Annotated in this window: 17 protein-coding genes; 13 read left to right on the top strand and 4 right to left on the bottom strand. The window is 68.5% G+C overall.

What is annotated here, in order from left to right; all coding sequences use genetic code 11:
• Positions 1-17: 17 nt before the first annotated feature.
• The gene (locus tag MOQ72_RS13590; RefSeq protein ID WP_242183742.1) at positions 18-671 is read right to left on the bottom strand and encodes an Rv0361 family membrane protein; all 654 of its coding nucleotides are present in this window, start codon (positions 669-671) and stop codon (positions 18-20) included.
• A gap of 530 nt (positions 672-1201) precedes the next feature.
• Here MOQ72_RS13590 and arc point away from each other — a divergent pair.
• Positions 1202-2995 carry a proteasome ATPase gene (arc, locus tag MOQ72_RS13585; RefSeq protein WP_242183741.1) on the top strand — a complete coding sequence of 598 codons (1794 nt, stop codon included), beginning with the start codon at positions 1202-1204 and terminating at the stop codon, positions 2993-2995.
• A gap of 287 nt (positions 2996-3282) precedes the next feature.
• Positions 3283-4233: an aldo/keto reductase gene (locus tag MOQ72_RS13580; protein ID WP_242183740.1), complete on the top strand. Its 951-nt coding sequence runs from the start codon at positions 3283-3285 to the stop codon at positions 4231-4233.
• A 232-nt stretch (positions 4234-4465) separates the two neighbouring features.
• Here MOQ72_RS13580 and MOQ72_RS13575 read toward each other — a convergent pair whose 3' ends face one another.
• A complete protein-coding gene (locus tag MOQ72_RS13575; protein ID WP_242183893.1) occupies positions 4466-4900 on the bottom strand; it encodes an NUDIX hydrolase in 435 nt (144 codons plus the stop codon).
• Positions 4901-5315: 415 nt separating this feature from the next.
• On the opposite strand from MOQ72_RS13575, the gene dop reads away from it, so the two are divergent.
• The 4 genes from dop to prcA all read left to right on the top strand — a co-directional run bounded on the left by dop (position 5316) and on the right by prcA (position 8967).
• Positions 5316-6815, top strand: a complete 1500-nt coding sequence (dop, locus tag MOQ72_RS13570) for a depupylase/deamidase Dop (RefSeq protein ID WP_242183739.1) — start codon at positions 5316-5318, stop codon at positions 6813-6815.
• 161 nt (positions 6816-6976) lie between these two features.
• The gene (locus MOQ72_RS13565; RefSeq protein ID WP_150068176.1) at positions 6977-7168 is read left to right on the top strand and encodes a ubiquitin-like protein Pup; all 192 of its coding nucleotides are present in this window, start codon (positions 6977-6979) and stop codon (positions 7166-7168) included.
• 140 nt (positions 7169-7308) lie between these two features.
• A complete protein-coding gene (prcB, locus tag MOQ72_RS13560) occupies positions 7309-8154 on the top strand; it encodes a proteasome subunit beta (RefSeq protein ID WP_242183737.1) in 846 nt (281 codons plus the stop codon).
• A gap of 57 nt (positions 8155-8211) precedes the next feature.
• On the top strand, positions 8212-8967 hold the full coding sequence (gene prcA, locus MOQ72_RS13555; RefSeq protein ID WP_242183735.1) for a proteasome subunit alpha: 756 nt from the start codon (positions 8212-8214) through the stop codon (positions 8965-8967).
• A gap of 314 nt (positions 8968-9281) precedes the next feature.
• On the opposite strand, the gene MOQ72_RS13550 is transcribed toward prcA, so the two are convergent.
• Positions 9282-10763, bottom strand: coding sequence for a bifunctional phosphatase PAP2/diacylglycerol kinase family protein (locus tag MOQ72_RS13550; protein WP_242183734.1), 1482 nt, complete (start codon positions 10761-10763; stop codon positions 9282-9284).
• A gap of 68 nt (positions 10764-10831) precedes the next feature.
• Here MOQ72_RS13550 and pafA point away from each other — a divergent pair, with 68 nt between their 5' ends.
• Complete coding sequence (gene pafA / locus MOQ72_RS13545) at positions 10832-12190, top strand: Pup--protein ligase (RefSeq protein ID WP_242183733.1); 1359 nt, start codon at positions 10832-10834, stop codon at positions 12188-12190.
• Positions 12191-12273: 83 nt separating this feature from the next.
• On the opposite strand, the gene MOQ72_RS13540 is transcribed toward pafA, so the two are convergent.
• Positions 12274-12975, bottom strand: a complete 702-nt coding sequence (locus MOQ72_RS13540) for an SDR family oxidoreductase (protein WP_242183732.1) — start codon at positions 12973-12975, stop codon at positions 12274-12276.
• Positions 12976-13280: 305 nt separating this feature from the next.
• On the opposite strand from MOQ72_RS13540, the gene MOQ72_RS13535 reads away from it, so the two are divergent.
• From MOQ72_RS13535 to MOQ72_RS13510, 6 genes are all read left to right on the top strand, one after another.
• The gene (locus tag MOQ72_RS13535; protein ID WP_242183731.1) at positions 13281-14258 is read left to right on the top strand and encodes a helix-turn-helix transcriptional regulator; all 978 of its coding nucleotides are present in this window, start codon (positions 13281-13283) and stop codon (positions 14256-14258) included.
• Positions 14255-15226, top strand: a complete 972-nt coding sequence (locus tag MOQ72_RS13530) for a helix-turn-helix transcriptional regulator (protein WP_242183730.1) — start codon at positions 14255-14257, stop codon at positions 15224-15226. Before MOQ72_RS13535 ends, MOQ72_RS13530 begins: the two co-directional genes overlap by 4 nt.
• A gap of 19 nt (positions 15227-15245) precedes the next feature.
• Positions 15246-15446 (top strand): bacteriophage holin, encoded by a 201-nt coding sequence (locus MOQ72_RS13525; protein ID WP_242183729.1) that lies wholly within the window; start codon positions 15246-15248, stop codon positions 15444-15446.
• A 78-nt stretch (positions 15447-15524) separates the two neighbouring features.
• Entirely contained in the window at positions 15525-15797 is a 273-nt protein-coding gene (gene tatA, locus MOQ72_RS13520; protein ID WP_242183728.1) for a Sec-independent protein translocase subunit TatA, read from the top strand.
• Positions 15798-15816: 19 nt separating this feature from the next.
• Positions 15817-16773, top strand: coding sequence for a twin-arginine translocase subunit TatC (gene tatC / locus MOQ72_RS13515; protein ID WP_242183727.1), 957 nt, complete (start codon positions 15817-15819; stop codon positions 16771-16773).
• A gap of 43 nt (positions 16774-16816) precedes the next feature.
• Positions 16817-17765, top strand: a 949-nt coding sequence (locus MOQ72_RS13510; protein WP_242183725.1) for a diacylglycerol/lipid kinase family protein, incomplete at its 3' end; no start/stop codon positions are given.

Raw genomic sequence — 17765 nt, 5'->3', positions numbered from 1 at the left:
ATTCTCGAACTGCTGGCTCACTGGTCGAGCTGGCAGACCTTCCACTCGCCGTTCTCGACCGTCAGGGCCATGGTCTGGTCGACAGGTTGGGACGCGCCGCCCATTTCGTAGGTTCCGAGCAACTGTGCGGTGGCCTGCTCGCCACGCTCGGTGACCTGGCCGAGCCGGATGTTGAACCGGCCCGACTCCAGTTGCTGGAGTTGGCTCTGCAGTTCCGCCCTGTTGGCCTGGCAGAAGAGGCCGCGGACGCTGTTGAAGTCGTGTGCGTTGACGTTGTCGACGACCTGCTGGGCCACCGGTCGGGCCTCGCCCGGCCCGCTGCCCAGCCAGAAGTACACTCCGACACCGATTCCGGCGAGGACGACCAGCGCCCCGACCAGCCCCAGGATCAACGGAAGCTTGGACTTCTTCTTCACCGGCGGCTCGACGTCGGCGAAGCCATTGGGCTCCTGGATCCAGGAACCGGGGCCGAACTCGCTGCCCCACTGGGGTGCCATGGGCGCCTGCTGCGGCTGCTCCTGCCCCGGCTGGCCCCAGCCCGTGTGCTGGTTGCCGTACCAGGCGGGCTGCTGCTGCGGGGTATCCTGCGGACCCTGCTGCGACGGAAATCCGTTGCCCGTGGGCTGCTGGCCCCACCCGCCCGGTCCAGGCTGCTGTGGCGGATAGGTCATGAACTCCTCCCGGAGTGGTGTGCGGCTTGCGGCCGCGGTGTGCGCGCGGCGGCCGTAAGTAGATCAGAGCCCGCGGCGCGAGGTGCACGGAGTGGACTTTTCGGCATCGAATCGTCACGGGGAGTTCGCCTCCCACCGGTTGTCCCGGAATGCAGTTGTTCCAAATGATGGGAGAAGTGCCGGGTGGGTCGGCAGCCGTTCAGCGGTAACGCCACCCGGTTGCCGGATCGGTTAACCCGGATGTCCGCCATTCGCCGCGATCCGTGTGGCGCAACGGAAAACCGGTGTTCGCCAGGCGTCCGGTGAGCCGCGGGGTCCGATGCGGAACGTATCGAACGGACCATGATCGTCAACGCAACGTGTCCGCTCGACCAGGTCGTATTCAGACCCGTCGGTACCAACCTGGCCTACCTCATGGGTATTCGCGGATTTTTGTGGCACGCTGGGCGATCCGGCGGGCATTCACGACGCCGCCGTCGTCGGTGATCGCCGGTACCGTGGTGGTACGAGCACGGGAGGAGGGTGCCGACATGCAGCACGACCGTCCCGGCAGCCGACCGAATGAGGAGGGCGGCGAGCAGTACAGCGGTGGCTCCGCAGAACTTCGCAGCCAGATTCGTCTCCTGGAAGACGAGGTCGCTCTGCTTCGCCGCAGGCTCAACGAGTCTCCCCAACAGGTCCGGTTGCTGGAAAAGCGGCTGGCCGAGGCATCCGAGAGAGTGAGCCAGCTCACCGAACGGAACGCCAAACTCACCGAGACCCTCAAGGAAGCGCGGAGCCAGCTGATGGCCCTGCGCGAGGAAGTCGACCGACTAGCCCAACCGCCGAGCGGCTACGGAGTGTTCCTGCACCGCTACGAGGACAGCACGGTCGACGTGTTCACGTCTGGTCGCAAGATGCGGGTGGCGGTGTCACCCAACGTCGAGACGGAGGAACTGAGACTGGGCCAGTCAGTGCGCCTCAACGAGGCCCTGACGGTGGTAGAGGCTGGTGCGTTCGAGCAAACCGGTGAGGTCTGCACCTTCCGGGAGCTCCTGTCCAGCGGCGCCGGGGAAAGTCCGCGTGCGCTGGTGCTGGGCCACACCGACGAGGAACGCGTGGTGTGGGTGACCGAACCGCTGGCCACGTCCGGGCTGAAGGCTGGCGACTCGGTGCTGGTCGACAGCAAGGCGGGCTACGCCTACGACGTCGTGCCCAAGGCCGAGGTCGAAGACCTCGTGCTGGAGGAGGTCCCCGACGTCGGATACCAGGACATCGGTGGGCTCGCTGGCCAGATCGAGCAGATCCGGGACGCCGTGGAGCTGCCGTTCCTGCACTCCGACCTGTACATCGAGTACCAGTTGCGGCCGCCCAAGGGCGTGTTGCTCTACGGCCCGCCGGGCTGCGGCAAGACGCTGATCGCCAAGGCGGTCGCCAACTCGCTGGCGAAGCAGGTCGCCGCCGCCCGCGGGGACGACGATGGTCAGGCCAAGTCCTACTTCCTGAACATCAAGGGCCCCGAACTGCTCAACAAGTTCGTCGGGGAGACCGAGCGGCACATCCGCCTGATCTTCCAGCGGGCGCGGGAGAAGGCATCCGAGGGCACTCCGGTGATCGTGTTCTTCGACGAGATGGACTCGATCTTCCGGACCCGCGGCAGCGGGGTGTCCTCCGACGTGGAAACCACCATCGTGCCGCAGCTGCTCAGCGAGATCGACGGCGTCGAAGGGCTGGAGAACGTCATCGTCATCGGCGCCTCCAACCGGGAGGACATGATCGACCCGGCGATCCTGCGGCCCGGTCGACTGGACGTGAAGATCAAGATCGAGCGTCCGGACGCCGAGTCGGCCAAGGACATCTTCTCCAAGTACCTGACCAAGGAACTGCCGATCCACGAGGAGGACCTCAAGGAGTTCGGCGGCGACAAGGGCGCGTGCGTGGAGGCGATGATCCAGACCACGGTCGAGCGGATGTACGCCGAGACCGAGGAGAACCGGTTCCTGGAGGTCACCTACGCCAACGGTGACAAGGAGGTCCTGTACTTCAAGGACTTCAACTCGGGCGCGATGATCCAGAACATCGTGGACCGGGCGAAGAAGGCGGCGATCAAGTCGGTGCTGGAAACCCGCCAGCCGGGCCTGCGGGTGCAGCACCTGCAGGACGCCATCATCGACGAGTTCGCGGAGAACGAGGACCTGCCGAACACCACGAACCCGGACGACTGGGCCCGCATCTCCGGCAAGAAGGGCGAGCGGATCGTCTACATCCGCACCCTGGTGAGCGGGAAGAACCAGGAATCCGGCCGAGCGATCGACACAGCAACCAACACCGGCCAGTACCTGTAACAAGAGTTGTTCCAGGGCTGGTTTGCGTTGCGGTGTGGGTAGCGGAACCTCAGACGCCGTCTCGCTGTGGGATCCCCGACATCATGAATGTCCAATTCACCACGTCGGGGCTGTCCTCGCGAGACGACGTCTGAGAACCCGCGGCGGTGCCAGTTGCTTGCCTCACCGCAAGCGGCTGGCGCCGCTTACAAAGAAAGAGAGCTAAGGCCGAAACTCGGGACCGCCATCCCTTGCGGGGTGGCGGTCCCGAGCTGTGCTGAGGACCGACAGCGGTTAGGTTTCGAGGCATGATCCCAGCGCAACAACCGGTGCAGCGGCTCGGAGTCGGACTCGCCGCGCTCGGCAGACCGGCCTACATCAACGTCGGTCGCGTCGATGTGCTGCCCGCCCAGCGCACCGCGGCGGCGATGCGGGAGCGCACCCGCACGGTGCTCGACGCCGCGTACGCCAACGGGATCCGTTGGGTGGACACGGCCCGCTCCTACGGCAGCGCCGAGCAGTTCCTGGCCGACTGGCTGCGCGAACGCGGCCACCAGGACGTCGCGGTGTCCAGCAAGTGGGGCTACGCCTACGTCGCGCAATGGCGCATCGAGACCGAGGTGCACGAGGTCAAGGAGCACTCGGTGGAACGGCTGCGCAGCCAGTGGGCGGAGACCCGGACCCTGCTCGGCGACCGGATCGACCTGTACCAGGTGCATTCGCTGACCACCAGCAGCCCGCTGTTCGAGGATCTGGCGCTGCAGCACGAGTTGGCCCGGATCCGGGACGCCGGAGTGCAGCTCGGGTTCTCCACCAGCGGCGCCGCGCAGGGCGAAACCATCGAGCGCGCTTGGGAGATCGAGGTGGGCGGGCGGCAGCTGTTCGGCGCAGTGCAGTCCACTTGGAACTCGCTGGAGCCGTCCGTGGGCCGGACGCTCGCCGAGGTGCACACCGGGGGCTGGCGGGTGCTGGTGAAGGAAACCCTGGCGAACGGGCGGCTGGTGGTGGACCCGCCACCGGAACTGGTCAAGGTCGCGGATCGGCACGGGGTGGGAACCGATGCCATCGCACTCGCGCACGTCCTGCGGCAGCCGTGGGCCGACGTGGTGCTGCTCGGCGCGGCCAGCGTGGCCCAGCTGGAGTCGAACCTGGCGGCCTGCCGAGTGGAACTGACCGACCAGGACATCAACGCGCTCCAACCACTAGCGCGAGATGCGGCGACCTACTGGGGCCAACGCGCCGAACTCCCCTGGCACTGAGGTTTGAAGGCGTTCTGAATGTGTTTTTGCTCTTGTTTTGAAGCGGCGAAGCCGCTTAGCTCACGTACGGCACTTGCACCGCCGCAGGTTCTCAGAAGTCTTCTCGCGAGGACAGCCCCGACAGCGCAGTGAAACTGCGAATTGGAAGTACATGATGTCGGGGATCCCACAGCGAGATGGCTTCTGAGGTTCCGCTACCCGCACCGCCACGCAAAACGGGTCCAGATGCAGGCTAGGACCGGGCGAACCATTCTTCGATGAACTGGCGTCCGTCGGGTACGAATGGCCAGTGCGGGTCGCTCAGGCGCTCGCGGAGCTCGCTCAGCGGCATCCACCAGCCCTCGGCGACTTCTTCGGGCTGGTGGACGATTGAGCCGCCCCAACGGGTTTCGTAGAGGTATCCGTGGAACCGCACACTGCCCAGCTCGTGGACGGTTCGGAACAGGAAGCGCACCGGCACCTCGCGCACCCCCAGTTCCTCGGCGAGTTCGCGCCGCGCGGTGACGTCCGGGTCCTCCCCGGCGGCGACCACGCCGCCTGCCCAGCAGTCGTGCATGCCGGGATAGATGTCCTTGGTGTCAGTGCGGCGGTGCACGTAGACCTCGCTGCCGTCGGGGGAGAGCACCAACACCGACGACGCCGCGTGCCAAAGACCTTCGGCGCGCATCCGCCGCCGCGACGCGCTGCCCACGACACGCCCGGCCGCGTCGTACACGGCCACCGATTCCTCGTCTGAGTGGCTGTCTTGTTCTTGTTTTTTGAAGCGGCGAAGCCGCCTAGCCCACCCTTGCAACTTGCACCGCCCCGGGTTCTCAAGGGCCGTCTCGGAAGGACAGCCTCGACGTGGTGTATTTGGCATACATGATGTCGGGGACCCGGACCGAGACGGCCCCCGAGGTTCCGCTACCCGCGCCGCCATGCAAAACGAGTTCGAAGACACGTTCTGAACCCACATCCCGATCGTCGCACCTGCCCGCCGAAGCACACGTGTTGCGCCGAACCGGGAAATGAGTTCGAACGAGTCGGGTGCCTGTGGCGTGCGGCACTCCGCTTGGTCGGCGATACCCCGTACGCTGCGAGGTATGCGGCGGATCATGGGAACCGAGGTGGAGTACGGCATCGTCGTGCCGGGCGACTCCAGCGCCAACCCGGTGCTGACCTCCACGCACATCGTGCTGGCCTACGCGGCGGCGGCCGACATCCCGCGGGCGCGGCGCGCGCGCTGGGACTACGAGGTCGAGTCGCCGCTGCGCGACGCCCGCGGCTTCGACCTCAGCACTGCGGCGCAGCAGACCAACGGCTCGGACGGTGACGACCTCGGGGCAGCCAACGTCATCCTCACCAACGGCGCGCGGTTGTACGTCGACCACGCGCACCCGGAGTACTCGGCACCGGAGGTGACCAATCCGCGCGATGCGGTCATCTGGGACAAAGCGGGCGAACGCGTCATGGAAGAGGCGGCCATCCGGGCGGCCAGCGTGCCCGGCACCGCGCCGATCCAGCTGTACAAGAACAACGTCGACGGCAAGGGCGCCAGCTACGGCACCCACGAGAACTACCTGATGGCTCGCAGCACCCCGTTCACCTCGGTGATCGGTGGCCTCACCCCGTTCTTCGCGTCCCGCCAGGTGATCTGCGGATCGGGTCGGGTCGGCATCGGCCAGGCCGGGGAGAAGGCCGGTTTCCAGCTCTCGCAGCGATCCGACTACATCGAGGTCGAAGTCGGCCTGGAGACCACCCTCAAGCGCGGCATCATCAACACCCGCGACGAACCGCACGCCGATGCGGACAAGTACCGCCGACTGCACGTCATCATCGGCGATGCCAACCTCGCGGAGACCTCGACGTTCCTCAAACTGGGCACCGCCGCGCTGGTGCTGGACATGATCGAGGCCGGGCTGCGCTTCGACGACCTGAAGCTGGCCGATCCGGTGCAGGCGGTGCACCTGATCAGCCACGACCCCACCCTCAAGCAGACCGTCGAGCTCACCGACGGGCGCCGGTTCACCGGCCTGGACCTGCAGCGCGCCTACCACGAACGTGCCGCGCAGCACCTCGACGAGCACGGCGGCGAGCGCGCCGCCCGGGACGTGCTGGAGACCTGGGGCGAGGTGCTGGACCTGCTCGGCGGCGACCCGATGGACTGCGCCGACCGGCTCGACTGGCCCGCCAAGCTGCGGCTGCTGGAGAGCTACCGGACCCGGGACAGCCTGGGCTGGGCGTCGCCGCGGCTGCACATGATCGACCTGCAGTACTCCGACGTGCGGCTGGACAAGGGCCTGTACAACCGGCTGGTCGCCCGCGGCTCGATGAAACGCCTGGTCAGCGAGGACGAGGTGCGGACCGCGGTCACGACGCCGCCGGAGGACACCCGCGCCTACTTCCGCGGCCGCTGCCTGGAGCGCTACCCGGCCGAGGTGGCCGCGGCGTCCTGGGACTCGGTGATCTTCGACCTGGGCCGGGAATCGCTGGTGCGCATCCCGACGTTGGAACCGCTGCGCGGCACACGTGCCCACGTGGGCGCGCTGCTGGAGGCCGCGGCCAGTGCGGAGGAACTGGTCGACTCGCTGACAAAAGGGTGACCTAGCGGTCCGAAAACCACGTTTCGCGCATGTCAGCTGTGCGCGAAGATCGAAATGACGCCCGGCTGGCTGTGGGCGAACGGGTGGTCGGATAGGTAGTGTTCACAGCAGGATGTCCCCACGGCCAGGGGACACCCGACGGGAAACCACCGGGAGGCAAGATGTCCCAGGAAAAGGTTCAGCGGCACGGCGGCGGCGACGGGGACGAAGAGCAGGGCCCAGAGGCTGCCGGTCAGGAACGTCGCGAAAAGCTCGGCGAGGACGTCGACGCCATCCTGGACGAGATCGACGACGTCCTGGAGGAGAACGCCGAGGACTTCGTCCGCGCCTACGTGCAGAAGGGCGGGCAGTAGCCAGCGGGCCCGGAGTCCGACGCTGTCCGCGCGTGCCGAGTCCGGGCCGGTGTCGACCGGCCCGGCAGCGTTCGCTGCGTGTCGGGTCATGACTAAAGTGCACTCTGACGCAAGCCTTCGATCGGGAGACGATGTCGCTGATGGAACCGAGCTCGGCCCAGTTTCCGGGTCAGGCCCTGCCCGCCGCCTACCTCACGCCGGGATCTTCTTCGTTCACCGACTTCCTCCGCGCCGCCGCGCCCGAACTGCTGCCCGGCGGTCGGCAGGTACCGGAGGGTGCTGTGCAGGCCCCGCACGGCACGACGATCGTCGCGGTGACCTTCCGCGGCGGCGTGCTGCTGGCGGGTGACCGCCGGGCCACCATGGGCAACCTGATCGCCCAGCGGGACATGGAAAAGCTGTTCGTCACCGACGCCTACTCGGCGGTCGGCGTCGCCGGTACCGCCGGGGTCGCGCAGGAGATCGTTCGGCTGTACGCGGTGGAGCTGGAGCACTACGAGAAACTCGAAGGTGTCCCGCTCTCGTTGGACGGCAAGTCGAACAAGCTGGCCACCCAGCTGCGCGGCAACCTCCCAGCCGCGATGCAGGGCCTCGCGGTGGTGCCGCTGTTCGTCGGCTACGACACCGAAGCCGACGACCCGGACCGGGCCGGTCGGATCGTCTCCTACGACGTCGTCGGCGGCCGGTACAACGAGGTGAGCGGCTACCACGCGGTCGGGTCGGGTTCGCCGTACGCGAAATCGGCGTTGAAGAAGCGCTACGACCCGGACGCCGACGTCGACGAGGCCGCGCACACCGCGGTCGAGGCGCTCTACGACGCCGCCGATGACGACACCGCGACCGGTGGTCCCGACGTGTCCCGGCGCATCTACCCGTCGATCATCACGATCACCGGTGCGGACGGCGCCGTGCGGGTGTCCGAGGACCGGGCGGCCGAGATCGCCACCGAGGTGGTCAACGGTCGACTGGAGAACCCCGGCGGCTGACGCCGCGCCCGATCCCGCCTGCCCGAGCGAGCAGATTCGAACCAGGAGTGCACAGCCGTGACGATGCCCTTCTACACCTCTCCCGAGCAGTTGATGCGGGAGCGCTCCGAGTTGGCCCGCAAGGGCATCGCGCGGGGCCGCAGCGTGGTGGTGCTGAAATACGCCGGTGGCGTGCTGTTCGTCGCCGAGAACCCGTCGCCGACGCTGCACAAGGTCGCCGAGATCTACGACCGCATCGGATTCGCGGCGGTCGGCCGCTACAGCGAGTTCGAGGCGCTGCGGGTGGCCGGGGTGCGCATCGCCGACGTCCGCGGTTATTCCTACGACCGCCGGGACGTCACCGGCCGGTCGCTGGCCAACACCTACGCCCAGCACCTGGGGGCGATCTTCACCGAGCAGATCAAACCGTTCGAGGTGGAGATCTGCGTGGCCGAGGTCGGGTTCACGGCTGAAACCGACCAGCTGTACCGGCTGACCTACGACGGGTCCATCGTGGACGAACCGCAGTACGTCGTGATGGGCGGCCAAGCCGACGCGATCGCGAGCACGCTAAAGGACTCCTTCAGCGACGGGCTGGAACTCGCCGACGCGGCGAAGCTGGCGATCGAGGCGCTGTCCTCCGGAGGGGACAGCACCCGAGAGCTGGGCATGGGCCAGTTGGAAGTGGCAGTCCTCGACCGAGCCCGCCCGCACCGCACCTTCCGCCGAATCCAGGGAGCAGCCCTCAAAGCCCTGCTCCCAGAAGAGGAGTCGTCGGACGCGGAAGAAGAGTCCAAGGAAGACACCGAAGGCACGACGGAAACCGGCGAGTGACTGGATAGTTCGGCGGGTTGGTGCGCTCAATGTGAGTCCCGTCAGGCAAGCGGCGTAGCCGCTTTCGGCGGTGAACCGCTACCGCGACAAGCAACTGACCCGCACCTGTCCCGTCGCAAGCGGCGAAGCCGCTTGGCCCACCTATGCAACTTGCACGGCCGCGGGTTCACGGTGCCCACCCTTCTGGGGTTCTCCCCGCGAGGACAGCCCCGACGCCGCGTATTGGTCATACGTAAGTCGGGGATCCCGGAGTCGAGAATGCCTCTGAGGTTCCGCTACTCGCACCGCCACGCAAAACGAGTCGGGCATCTTCCTCAATCCGTTGTGGATGGTCGGTAGACCTGTAGGGCGTCTTGGTGGGCGGCGAAGGTGAATTTGTTGCCGGTGAGGCCGATTTCGCCGTCGGTGGCTACCGTGACCGGGCGGCCGTGCACCACCACTTCCAGTTCGGGGCAGGAACGCTCCACATAGGTTCGGCTGTGCTTCAGGGCACCGGCCATCGCCGCTAGGACGAAGCGCAACCGGGAGAAGCGGGTGTCGGCGCGGACGTAGCGGACGTCCAGCAGGCCGTTGTCCAGGTTTGGCCGCCAGGTCGGGGCGAATCCGCGCGGCGCGTAGGCGCCGTTGCCGATGAACAGCACCCACACCCGGTGCCGCACACCCGCGATCTCCAGGTCCAGCGGTGTCGAGTCGTAGAGCACCCGGACCGAGGCCGCCGCGGCAGCGGGCCACTTGCCCCAGCGCGGCGCCCACTTCTCCCGGAACCGCACCATGTCCGGGTAACCGCCGAGGCTGGCGGTGTTGAGGAACCAGCGGATCGGGTGGCCGTCGACGCGTGCGGTGCCGAGGTCCACCGTGCACCCCCGGCCGTGGCGCACCGCGTCGATCACCGGCGTCGCCCCCGGAATGCCCAGGTCCGTGGCGAAGTGGTTCAACGTGCCGGTGGGTAGCACCGCCAGCGGAATGCGGTGCCGGGCGGCGACCGCGGCGACCGTCGCGACCGTGCCGTCACCACCGGCCACCCCGAGGGCACGCACCGAGTTCGCAGTCGCCAGCCGGTCGATCTCGGTGGCGAGATCACCGGTCGAGGCGGGGTAGACGACCTTCGCTGCGGGCCAGTGCTGGGTGATCCACTTCTCCGGAACCAGCGTGCCGTCCCCGGCCTCCGGGTTGACCAGCACCGCGAGCCCCGCCCCGTCGGGCAGCGCCGGGAGCTGCGCCGGGCTGGCGTAGGCGGCCTGCTCGGCCGGGCGCACCGGCCACCACCGCCGGGTCGCCCAGGCCATCCCGGCGCCCAACGCGGCGCCGCACACCACATCGCTGGGCCAGTGCACGCCCGTGTGCACCCGCGAATAAGCGACCGCGGCGGCGATCGGCGCGATGATCGCACCGGTGACCGGAGATTCCATGGTTACGGCAGTGGCGAACGCTGCGGCCGACGCGGCGTGCCCGGACGGGAACGACGACGACATCGGAGGCTCGGTCAACCTGCGGTGCGAGGCGACGAGTTCGGCGGGCGGTCGGCGGCGCGGCAGCAACGGTTTGCCCAGCAAATTCGTGACCGCGCTGGCGCAGGCGATGGCCGCGATTCCCCGGATGGCTGCACGACGGGTGCTGCCGCTGCGCAAGCCCAGGACCGCCGCAGCGGTCAGCCACAACATGCTGTGGTTGGCCGCGTTGCCGAGCACCCTCAGTGCCACGTCGGCGGTCGTTCGCGGCATTCGCGCGCTGCGCATGGCCAGGTCGCGGTCGGTCTTGCCGACGCCGCTGATGACGCGGTGCAACCGGTCCAGCACGTGGAACACGCTACCGGTGCCCGAACGGCGGACCGCCGAGGACCGGTGTTTGCGCCTAGTGTGGAGGCATGCAGCGGCGGATCTTCGGCATCGAAACCGAGTTCGGGGTCACCTGCACGTTCCACGGGCAGCGTCGACTGTCCCCGGACGAGGTGGCCAGGTACCTGTTCCGGCGGGTCGTGTCGTGGGGAAGGTCGTCGAACGTCTTCCTGCGCAACGGGGCCCGGCTCTACCTCGACGTGGGCTCGCACCCCGAGTACGCCACGGCCGAATGCGACGACCTCGTCCAGCTCGTCACCCACGACAAAGCAGGCGAGCGGATCCTGGAGGACCTGCTCATCGACGCTGAACGCCGACTGTCCGACGAGGGCATCGGTGGCGACATCTTCCTGTTCAAGAACAACACCGACTCGGCGGGCAACTCCTACGGCTGCCACGAGAACTACTTGGTCGGCCGGTCCGGGGAGTTCTCCCGGATCGCGGACGTCCTGCTGCCGTTCCTGGTGACCCGCCAGCTCATCTGCGGTGCCGGGAAGGTGTTGCAGACGCCGCGCGGCGCGGTGTACTGCCTGTCGCAGCGCGCCGAGCACATCTGGGAAGGCGTCTCCAGCGCGACGACGCGGTCGCGGCCGATCATCAACACCCGCGACGAACCGCACGCCGACGCCGAGCGGTACCGCCGACTGCACGTCATCGTCGGCGACTCCAACATGTCCGAGGTCACCACGCTGCTCAAAGTCGGCTCGGCGAACCTGGTGCTGGAGATGGTCGAGCAGGGCGTGCAGTTCCGGGACTTCAGCCTGGACAACCCGATCCGCGCCATCCGGGAGATCAGCCACGACCTCACCGGGCGGCGCACGGTCCGGTTGGCCGGTGGCCGGGAGGCGTCCGCGCTGGACATCCAGCGGGAGTACTACGGCAGGGCGGTCGACCACGTGGCGCGGCGCGGTTCGGACCCGATGACCGAACGCATCCTGGAGCTGTGGGGCCGGACGCTGGAGGCGATCGAGCAGCAGGAGTACTCGCTGATCGACCGGGAGATCGACTGGGCGATCAAGCACCGGCTGCTGGAGCGCTACCGCAACAAGCACGGCCTGGAGCTGTCCAGCCCGCGCATCGCCCAGCTCGACCTCGCCTACCACGACATCCGCCGGGGTCGCGGGCTGTTCGACATGCTGCAGCGCAAGGACCTGGTGGACCGGGCCACCGAGGACGGCGAGATCGAGGCGGCCAAGGACACCCCGCCGCAGAGCACCCGGGCCAAGCTGCGCGGTGACTTCATCGCCGCCGCGCAGGCCGCGGGCCGGGACTTCACGGTCGACTGGGTGCACCTCAAGCTCAACGACCAGGCCCAGCGCACGGTGCTGTGCAAGGACCCGTTCCGAGCGGTGGACGAGCGGGTGGAGCGCCTGATCAGCTCCCTCTGACCGCAAATCACTCGATCGAGTGAAAAGTGAGGGGCACCTGTGACCAACTTACTGGGTCACAGGTGCCCCTCGCCTCGAACGAATCAGCGGTTCGGGTGTTGGCCGGTGGGGCGGATGGTCAGTTCGTTGACGTCGACCGTGGGGGGTTGGTTGACGGCGTAGAGGACTGCGTTGGCGATGTCTTCCGGGTGGAGTTTGGGGACATCCAGGGTGGCTGCGGTCATTTCGGTTTCGACCATGCCCGGTTGGATCAGGGTCACTCGGACGCCGGTGCCGACGCACTCCGCGCGGATGTTCTGCGCCATGCCGGTCACCGCCCACTTGGTCGCCGAGTAGAGGTTTCCGGGGCGGATGCCGCGCCCGGCGTTCGAGCCGGTCAGCAGCAGGTGGCCCTTGGTGCGGGTCAGCGCCGGTAGCACCGCTCGGGCGGTGATGGCGGCGCCGTAGACATTGGTCAGGACCATGTCGCGCCACTTCTCGGGTTCCGCGCCGCTGGTGCCGAGGAACGACGACGGCACGCTCATCGCGGCGTTGGCGAAGGCCACGTCCAGGCGTCCGAAGTGGTCTTCGACCTGCTGGACGATGGCGGTGAGGTCGGGCCAGCTGGTGATGTCGCAGGGCAGGGCGAGCGCCTTCGCGGCGCCTATTTCGTCGACCAGAGCGGTCAGGGCATCGGCGGAACGGGCCAGCAGGGCCAGGCGGTAACCGGCCGCGGCGGCGACCCGCGCGGTGGCCGCGCCGATGCCGCGCGATGCGCCGGTGATCAACATGACGGGATCGGACATGCCGCCAGCCTAGGAAGGCGCGGGCGGCACATGAACATTCTTCATCTCCGCGATATCTTCAGTGCCGATCAAAATACATGCCGCGACAAGGGCATTCGGCTGGATCGGCCGGGAAATCCGGCTCGCTTCGGTGTGTCGGAGCGCGAAGCGCCGGAGCCGAGTCCGATCCTCGCGGGATTCGAACACCAGGTTTCGGTCGGATTTGGCCGCGCTCGGCGCGCCACAGTGGTCTCACCCCGCACCACTAGGGATGATGGGTCCCGACCCAAACACATGATCGAATACTGCGGAGCTAGAGTTTCGAAGTGGCCACTGTGCGTGCTGAACGCTTGGTGAACCTGGTGCTGTGCCTGCTGTCGACGCGCCAGTACCTCACCGCGGAGCGGATCCGGGCGATCGTGCCGGGCTATGCCGACGCGCCCACCAGCGAGGCGTTCTTCCGAACCTTCGAACGCGACAAGGCCGAGCTGCGCGATCTGGGGATCCCGCTGGAGACCGGGCGGAACTCGGCGTTCGACGCGGCCGACGGATACCGCATCGCCCGCCGCGACTACGAACTCGGCGACATCGACCTGGAACCCGACGAAGCCGCCGCGGTCGCCTTGGCGGTGCGGCTGTGGGATTCGCCGGAGTTCACCGCGGCTGCCCGCGGGGCGCTGCTGAAGCTGCGTGCCGCGGGGGTGGACGTCGACGAACGCTCCTCGGCTGCCGTCGAACCCAAGGTGCGCACCAGCGAGCCCGCGTTCGCGCCGCTGCTGGCAGCGGTGCAGTCCGGTCGCGTGGTGGAGTTCGACTACCGGCGCCCGAGCAGCCCGGAAGTGCATCGCCGCACCGTCGAACCGTGGGGCGTGGTGTCCTGGCGGGGCCGGTGGTACGTGGTCGGGCACGACCGCGACCGGCAGGCGCCCCGCTGCTTCCGGCTGTCCCGGATCCTGGGGCAGGTTCGGACGGTGGGAGCCGCCGGGCAGGTGCAGCGACCGCCGGACACCGACCTGCTGCGGTTCGTGGCGGGCGAGCAGCGCGAGCCCCCGCCCCGCACGCCCGCCAGGGTGTGGGTGGCGGCCGGTCGGGCGCAGGGCCTGCGGCGCAAGGCGACCGTCGTGGACACCATGCAGCTGGGCGGCGATCCGGGCGACGTGCTGGAACTGGAGCTGATCTACCCGGAGTCGGCGGCGAGCTGGATCGCCGGGTACGGGCCGGACGTCGTGGTGCTGGAGCCGGACACGCTGCGCAAGACGGTGCACGAGCTCCACCTGGACGTCGTCGACCGGGGGGCCTCATGACGAGCGCTACCGAACGGCTGCCCAGGTTGCTGGCGCTGGTGCCGTACCTGCTGAGCCGTCCCGGGATCCCGATCGCCGACGCGGCGGCGGATTTCGGGGTCGGCGAGCAGCAGCTGCGCAAGGACCTCGAACTGCTGTGGATGTGCGGGCTGCCGGGCTACGGACCCGGTGACCTGATCGACCTGTCCTTCGAGAGCGATTCGATCACCGTCACCTACGACGCGGGCATGCGCCGACCGCTGCGGCTGACCGCGTCCGAGGCGACCGCGCTGCTGGTGGCCCTGCGGGCGCTGGCCGACACGCCGGGGATCGCCGACACCGACGCGGTGCAGCGCACGCTGGCGAAGGTGGAGGACGCGGTCGGGCAGGCCCGCCCGGCGGGCGTGGTCGTCGGCTTGGAAGGCCGGGAAGGCGGGGTGCCATCCGGGGTGCGCTCGGCGGTGCAGGACGCGACGACCCGCCGCAAGGCGCTGCGGATGCGGTACTACACCCCGTCCCGCGACGAGATCAGCGAGCGGATCGTGGATCCGATGCGGTTGCTGCTCATCGACGGGCGCAGCTACCTGGAGGCGTGGTGCCGCAGCGCGTCCGGGGTGCGGCTGTTCCGGCTGGACCGCATCGACGACGTCGCGGTGCTGGACGAGGCCGCGCAACCGCCTTCGGAAGCCGAACCCACCGATGTCTCGGCCGGGCTGTTCCAGCCGACGCCCGACCAGTCCGTCGCGGAGCTGGAGCTGGCACCGGACGTGCGCTGGGTTGCCGAGTACTACCAGGTGGACGAGCTGGTCGAGTTGCCGCAGGGACGGGCCAGGGTGCGGATGCGGTATTCGGACCAGTCCTGGATGACCCGGCTGCTGCTGGGGCTGGGCGGCCAGGTTCGGGTGATCAGCCCGCCGGAGCTGGCCTGTGACGTGCGTCAACGAGCAGAAGACGCATTGGCACGGGCGCGTCACCTGCCGTCCACCTGAGCGGGATACGGTGATCGACGTGCCGTACGTGTGGAGTCTTGTGCTGCTGGCCGTGGGCTTGGTCCTGCTCGCGCTGCTGCTGTTGCGACTGTTCCGGGAACTCCGCCGGTTCAAAGCCGTGCAGCGACAGGTCGCCCACGACCTCGGCGACCGCAGCGGCCTGGTGAAGGCGCGGGTGGCCGGTTTGAAGGTGGCGTTCTCCGAACGTCGCCACCGGTGACGCGCAACGGCCCTATTTGTCGACCCCTGCCGCGCGTACCATTGCGCCTGCAGGAACATCACGAAAGGTTGTGCACGGATGGGTTTGCCAGGTGGCTGGGAGCTAATTCTCATCGTCTTGGTCTTGGTGCTGCTCTTCGGTGCCACCAAGCTTCCGCAGATGGCCCGCTCGCTCGGCCAGTCCGCACGCGTGTTCAAGGCCGAGGCGCGCGGCATGAAGGCCGACGAGGAAGCGGCGAAGAAGGCGCACTCCGAGAAGGAGCAGAAGCCGGAGCTGACTGCTGGCGAGCCGAGCCCGCCCCCGGTCACGTCGCCGGTCGAGGACAAGCAGCGCAACGAGTCCAAGAACTGACTGAGGACGGGACAACACGGTGGGTGCCAGCGCACTGCGTCGCCTGAACCCGTTCCGCAAGGGCCGTCGCCGGTGGGGACGCAGGCACAACCCAGACGGCACGATGACGCTCGTCGACCACCTCTACGAGTTGCGGTACCGGTTGGGCGTGGCGATCACGGCGGTGGTCATCGGCGGCATCTTCGGGTTCATTTGGTTCACCTACGCTCCCTTCGGGCTGCCCACCCTCAGCGACCTCCTGCTGGGGCCGTACTGCCAGTTGCCCGTTGAACAGCGGCTGAGCCCGAACGGCCGTTGCCAGCTGTTGCAGACCGAGCCGTTCGAGATCTTCATGCTGACGCTGAAGGTCGGTCTGTCGGTTGGCGCGGTGCTGTTCAGCCCGGTGTGGCTGTACCAGCTGTGGGCGTTCATCACGCCGGGGCTGTACGACAAGGAACGCAAGTTCGCCCGGACGTTCGTGTTCTTCGCGACCATCCTGTTCATCGCGGGCGCCGTGCTGGCGTACTTCGTGCTGCCGGAGGCGTTGACCTTCATGTCCGGGTTCGGCGGGGATGCCTTCTTCTCCGCGTTCACCGGTGGCAAGTACATCAACTTCATGCTGCTCCTGCTGCTGATCTTCGGCGTCAGCTTCGAGCTGCCGTTGGTCCTGGTGATGCTCAACCTGGCCGGGATCGTCAGCTACGCCAAGCTGAAGAGCTGGTGGCGGGGCCTGGTGTTCGCGCTGTTCGTGTTCGCCGCGGTCGCCACGCCGGGGCAGGACCCGTTCTCGATGCTGGCGCTGGCCGCGGCGCTGTCGGTGCTGTTCGGCATCGCGTTGGCCATTTGCCGGGCCAACGACAAGCGCAAGGCCAAGAAGCTCGCGGACCAGGGTCTGGACGGTCTGGGGCTGGACGAGGCGTCGAAGATCGACTACCGGGCCTCCGAACTGGACCCGACGCCTTCGCCGAGTCCGAAGCAGCACGACGACGTCACCTGATCCGCTGGCCAATCCGGGGTCGGGTGGACGAGGATGCTGCGTCGTGCGCTGTGTCCTGGTGATCAATCCCGCGGCCGGTGGTGGGCTCTCCGCGAAGTTCGCTGGCGAACTCGTCGGCCAGCTCCGTGCTGCCTGCGACGTGCGAACGGTGGTCGCCACGGATTCCGGCGGCACCTCCGACGCGGCGAAGCGCGCGGTGGCCGACGGAGCTGACGTGCTCGCGGTGGTCGGCGGTGACGGGGCCGCGCATCTGGCGGTGCAGGCGTGCGCGGAGTCGGAGACGGCGCTGGCCCTGATCCCAGCGGGGACCGGTAACGACCTCGCCCGCGGGCTCGGTGTTCCGCTAGACCCGATCGCCGCGTCGCGCGCCGTGGCGCGGGCGCTGCGCACGGACCAGCGCCGCCGCATCGATCTCGGCAAGGTCGCCGGTGCGGGGTGGTTCGCGACGGTCCTGTGCGCCGGGTTCGATTCGCGGGTCAACGCGCGGGCGAACCGGATGTGGTGGCCGCGCGGGAAGCGCAGGTACGACCTGGCGGTGGTGCGCGAGCTGGTGGGGTTGCGCGCGATGCCGTTGCGGGTGGAGACCGAGTCGGGCACCACCGAGCTGGACGCCACGCTGGTCGCGGTCGGCAACACGGCCTGCTACGGCGGCGGCATTCCGATCTGCCCGGACGCGGACGCGGGCGACGGTTTCTTCGACCTGACCGTGGTCGGCGAGGTGTCCCGGCGCGATCTGGCGCGGATGCTGCCGACGCTGCGGGCCGGTAGGCACGTCGAGCACCCAGCGGTTTGCACGCTGCGGGCGCAGCGGGTGCGGTTGGGCGGCGAGAACGGCTGGCTGGCCTACGCGGACGGCGAGCCGCAAGCCAGGCTCCCGCTGAGCATGCGGTGTGTGCCCGCGGCGCTTGCCGTCGTGGGGGGGGGGGGGGGGGGGGGGGGGGGGGGGGGGGGGGGGGGGGGGGGGGGGGGGGGGGGGGGGGGGGGGCGGGGGG

This window comes from Saccharopolyspora soli (genome assembly GCF_022678645.1).
GTDB lineage: Bacteria > Actinomycetota > Actinomycetes > Mycobacteriales > Pseudonocardiaceae > Saccharopolyspora > Saccharopolyspora soli.
Note: the sequence above shows the minus strand (reverse complement) of the source record. Positions and strands in the feature narration are given on the sequence as shown.

Excerpts from the sequence above, each read along its gene's own strand:
- arc (WP_242183741.1), top strand. The coding sequence starts at position 1,202 with ATGCAGCACGACCGTCCCGGCAGCCGACCGAATGAGGAGGGCGGCGAG.
- MOQ72_RS13590 (WP_242183742.1), bottom strand. The coding sequence starts at position 671 with ATGACCTATCCGCCACAGCAGCCTGGACCGGGCGGGTGGGGCCAGCAG.
- MOQ72_RS13575 (WP_242183893.1), bottom strand. The coding sequence starts at position 4,900 with ATGCGCGCCGAAGGTCTTTGGCACGCGGCGTCGTCGGTGTTGGTGCTC.
- MOQ72_RS13540 (WP_242183732.1), bottom strand. The coding sequence starts at position 12,975 with ATGTCCGATCCCGTCATGTTGATCACCGGCGCATCGCGCGGCATCGGC.
- MOQ72_RS13565 (WP_150068176.1), top strand. The coding sequence starts at position 6,977 with ATGTCCCAGGAAAAGGTTCAGCGGCACGGCGGCGGCGACGGGGACGAA.
- tatA (WP_242183728.1), top strand. The coding sequence starts at position 15,525 with ATGGGTTTGCCAGGTGGCTGGGAGCTAATTCTCATCGTCTTGGTCTTG.
- dop (WP_242183739.1), top strand. The coding sequence starts at position 5,316 with ATGCGGCGGATCATGGGAACCGAGGTGGAGTACGGCATCGTCGTGCCG.
- MOQ72_RS13580 (WP_242183740.1), top strand. The coding sequence starts at position 3,283 with ATGATCCCAGCGCAACAACCGGTGCAGCGGCTCGGAGTCGGACTCGCC.
- MOQ72_RS13530 (WP_242183730.1), top strand. The coding sequence starts at position 14,255 with ATGACGAGCGCTACCGAACGGCTGCCCAGGTTGCTGGCGCTGGTGCCG.
- prcB (WP_242183737.1), top strand. The coding sequence starts at position 7,309 with ATGGAACCGAGCTCGGCCCAGTTTCCGGGTCAGGCCCTGCCCGCCGCC.
- pafA (WP_242183733.1), top strand. The coding sequence starts at position 10,832 with ATGCAGCGGCGGATCTTCGGCATCGAAACCGAGTTCGGGGTCACCTGC.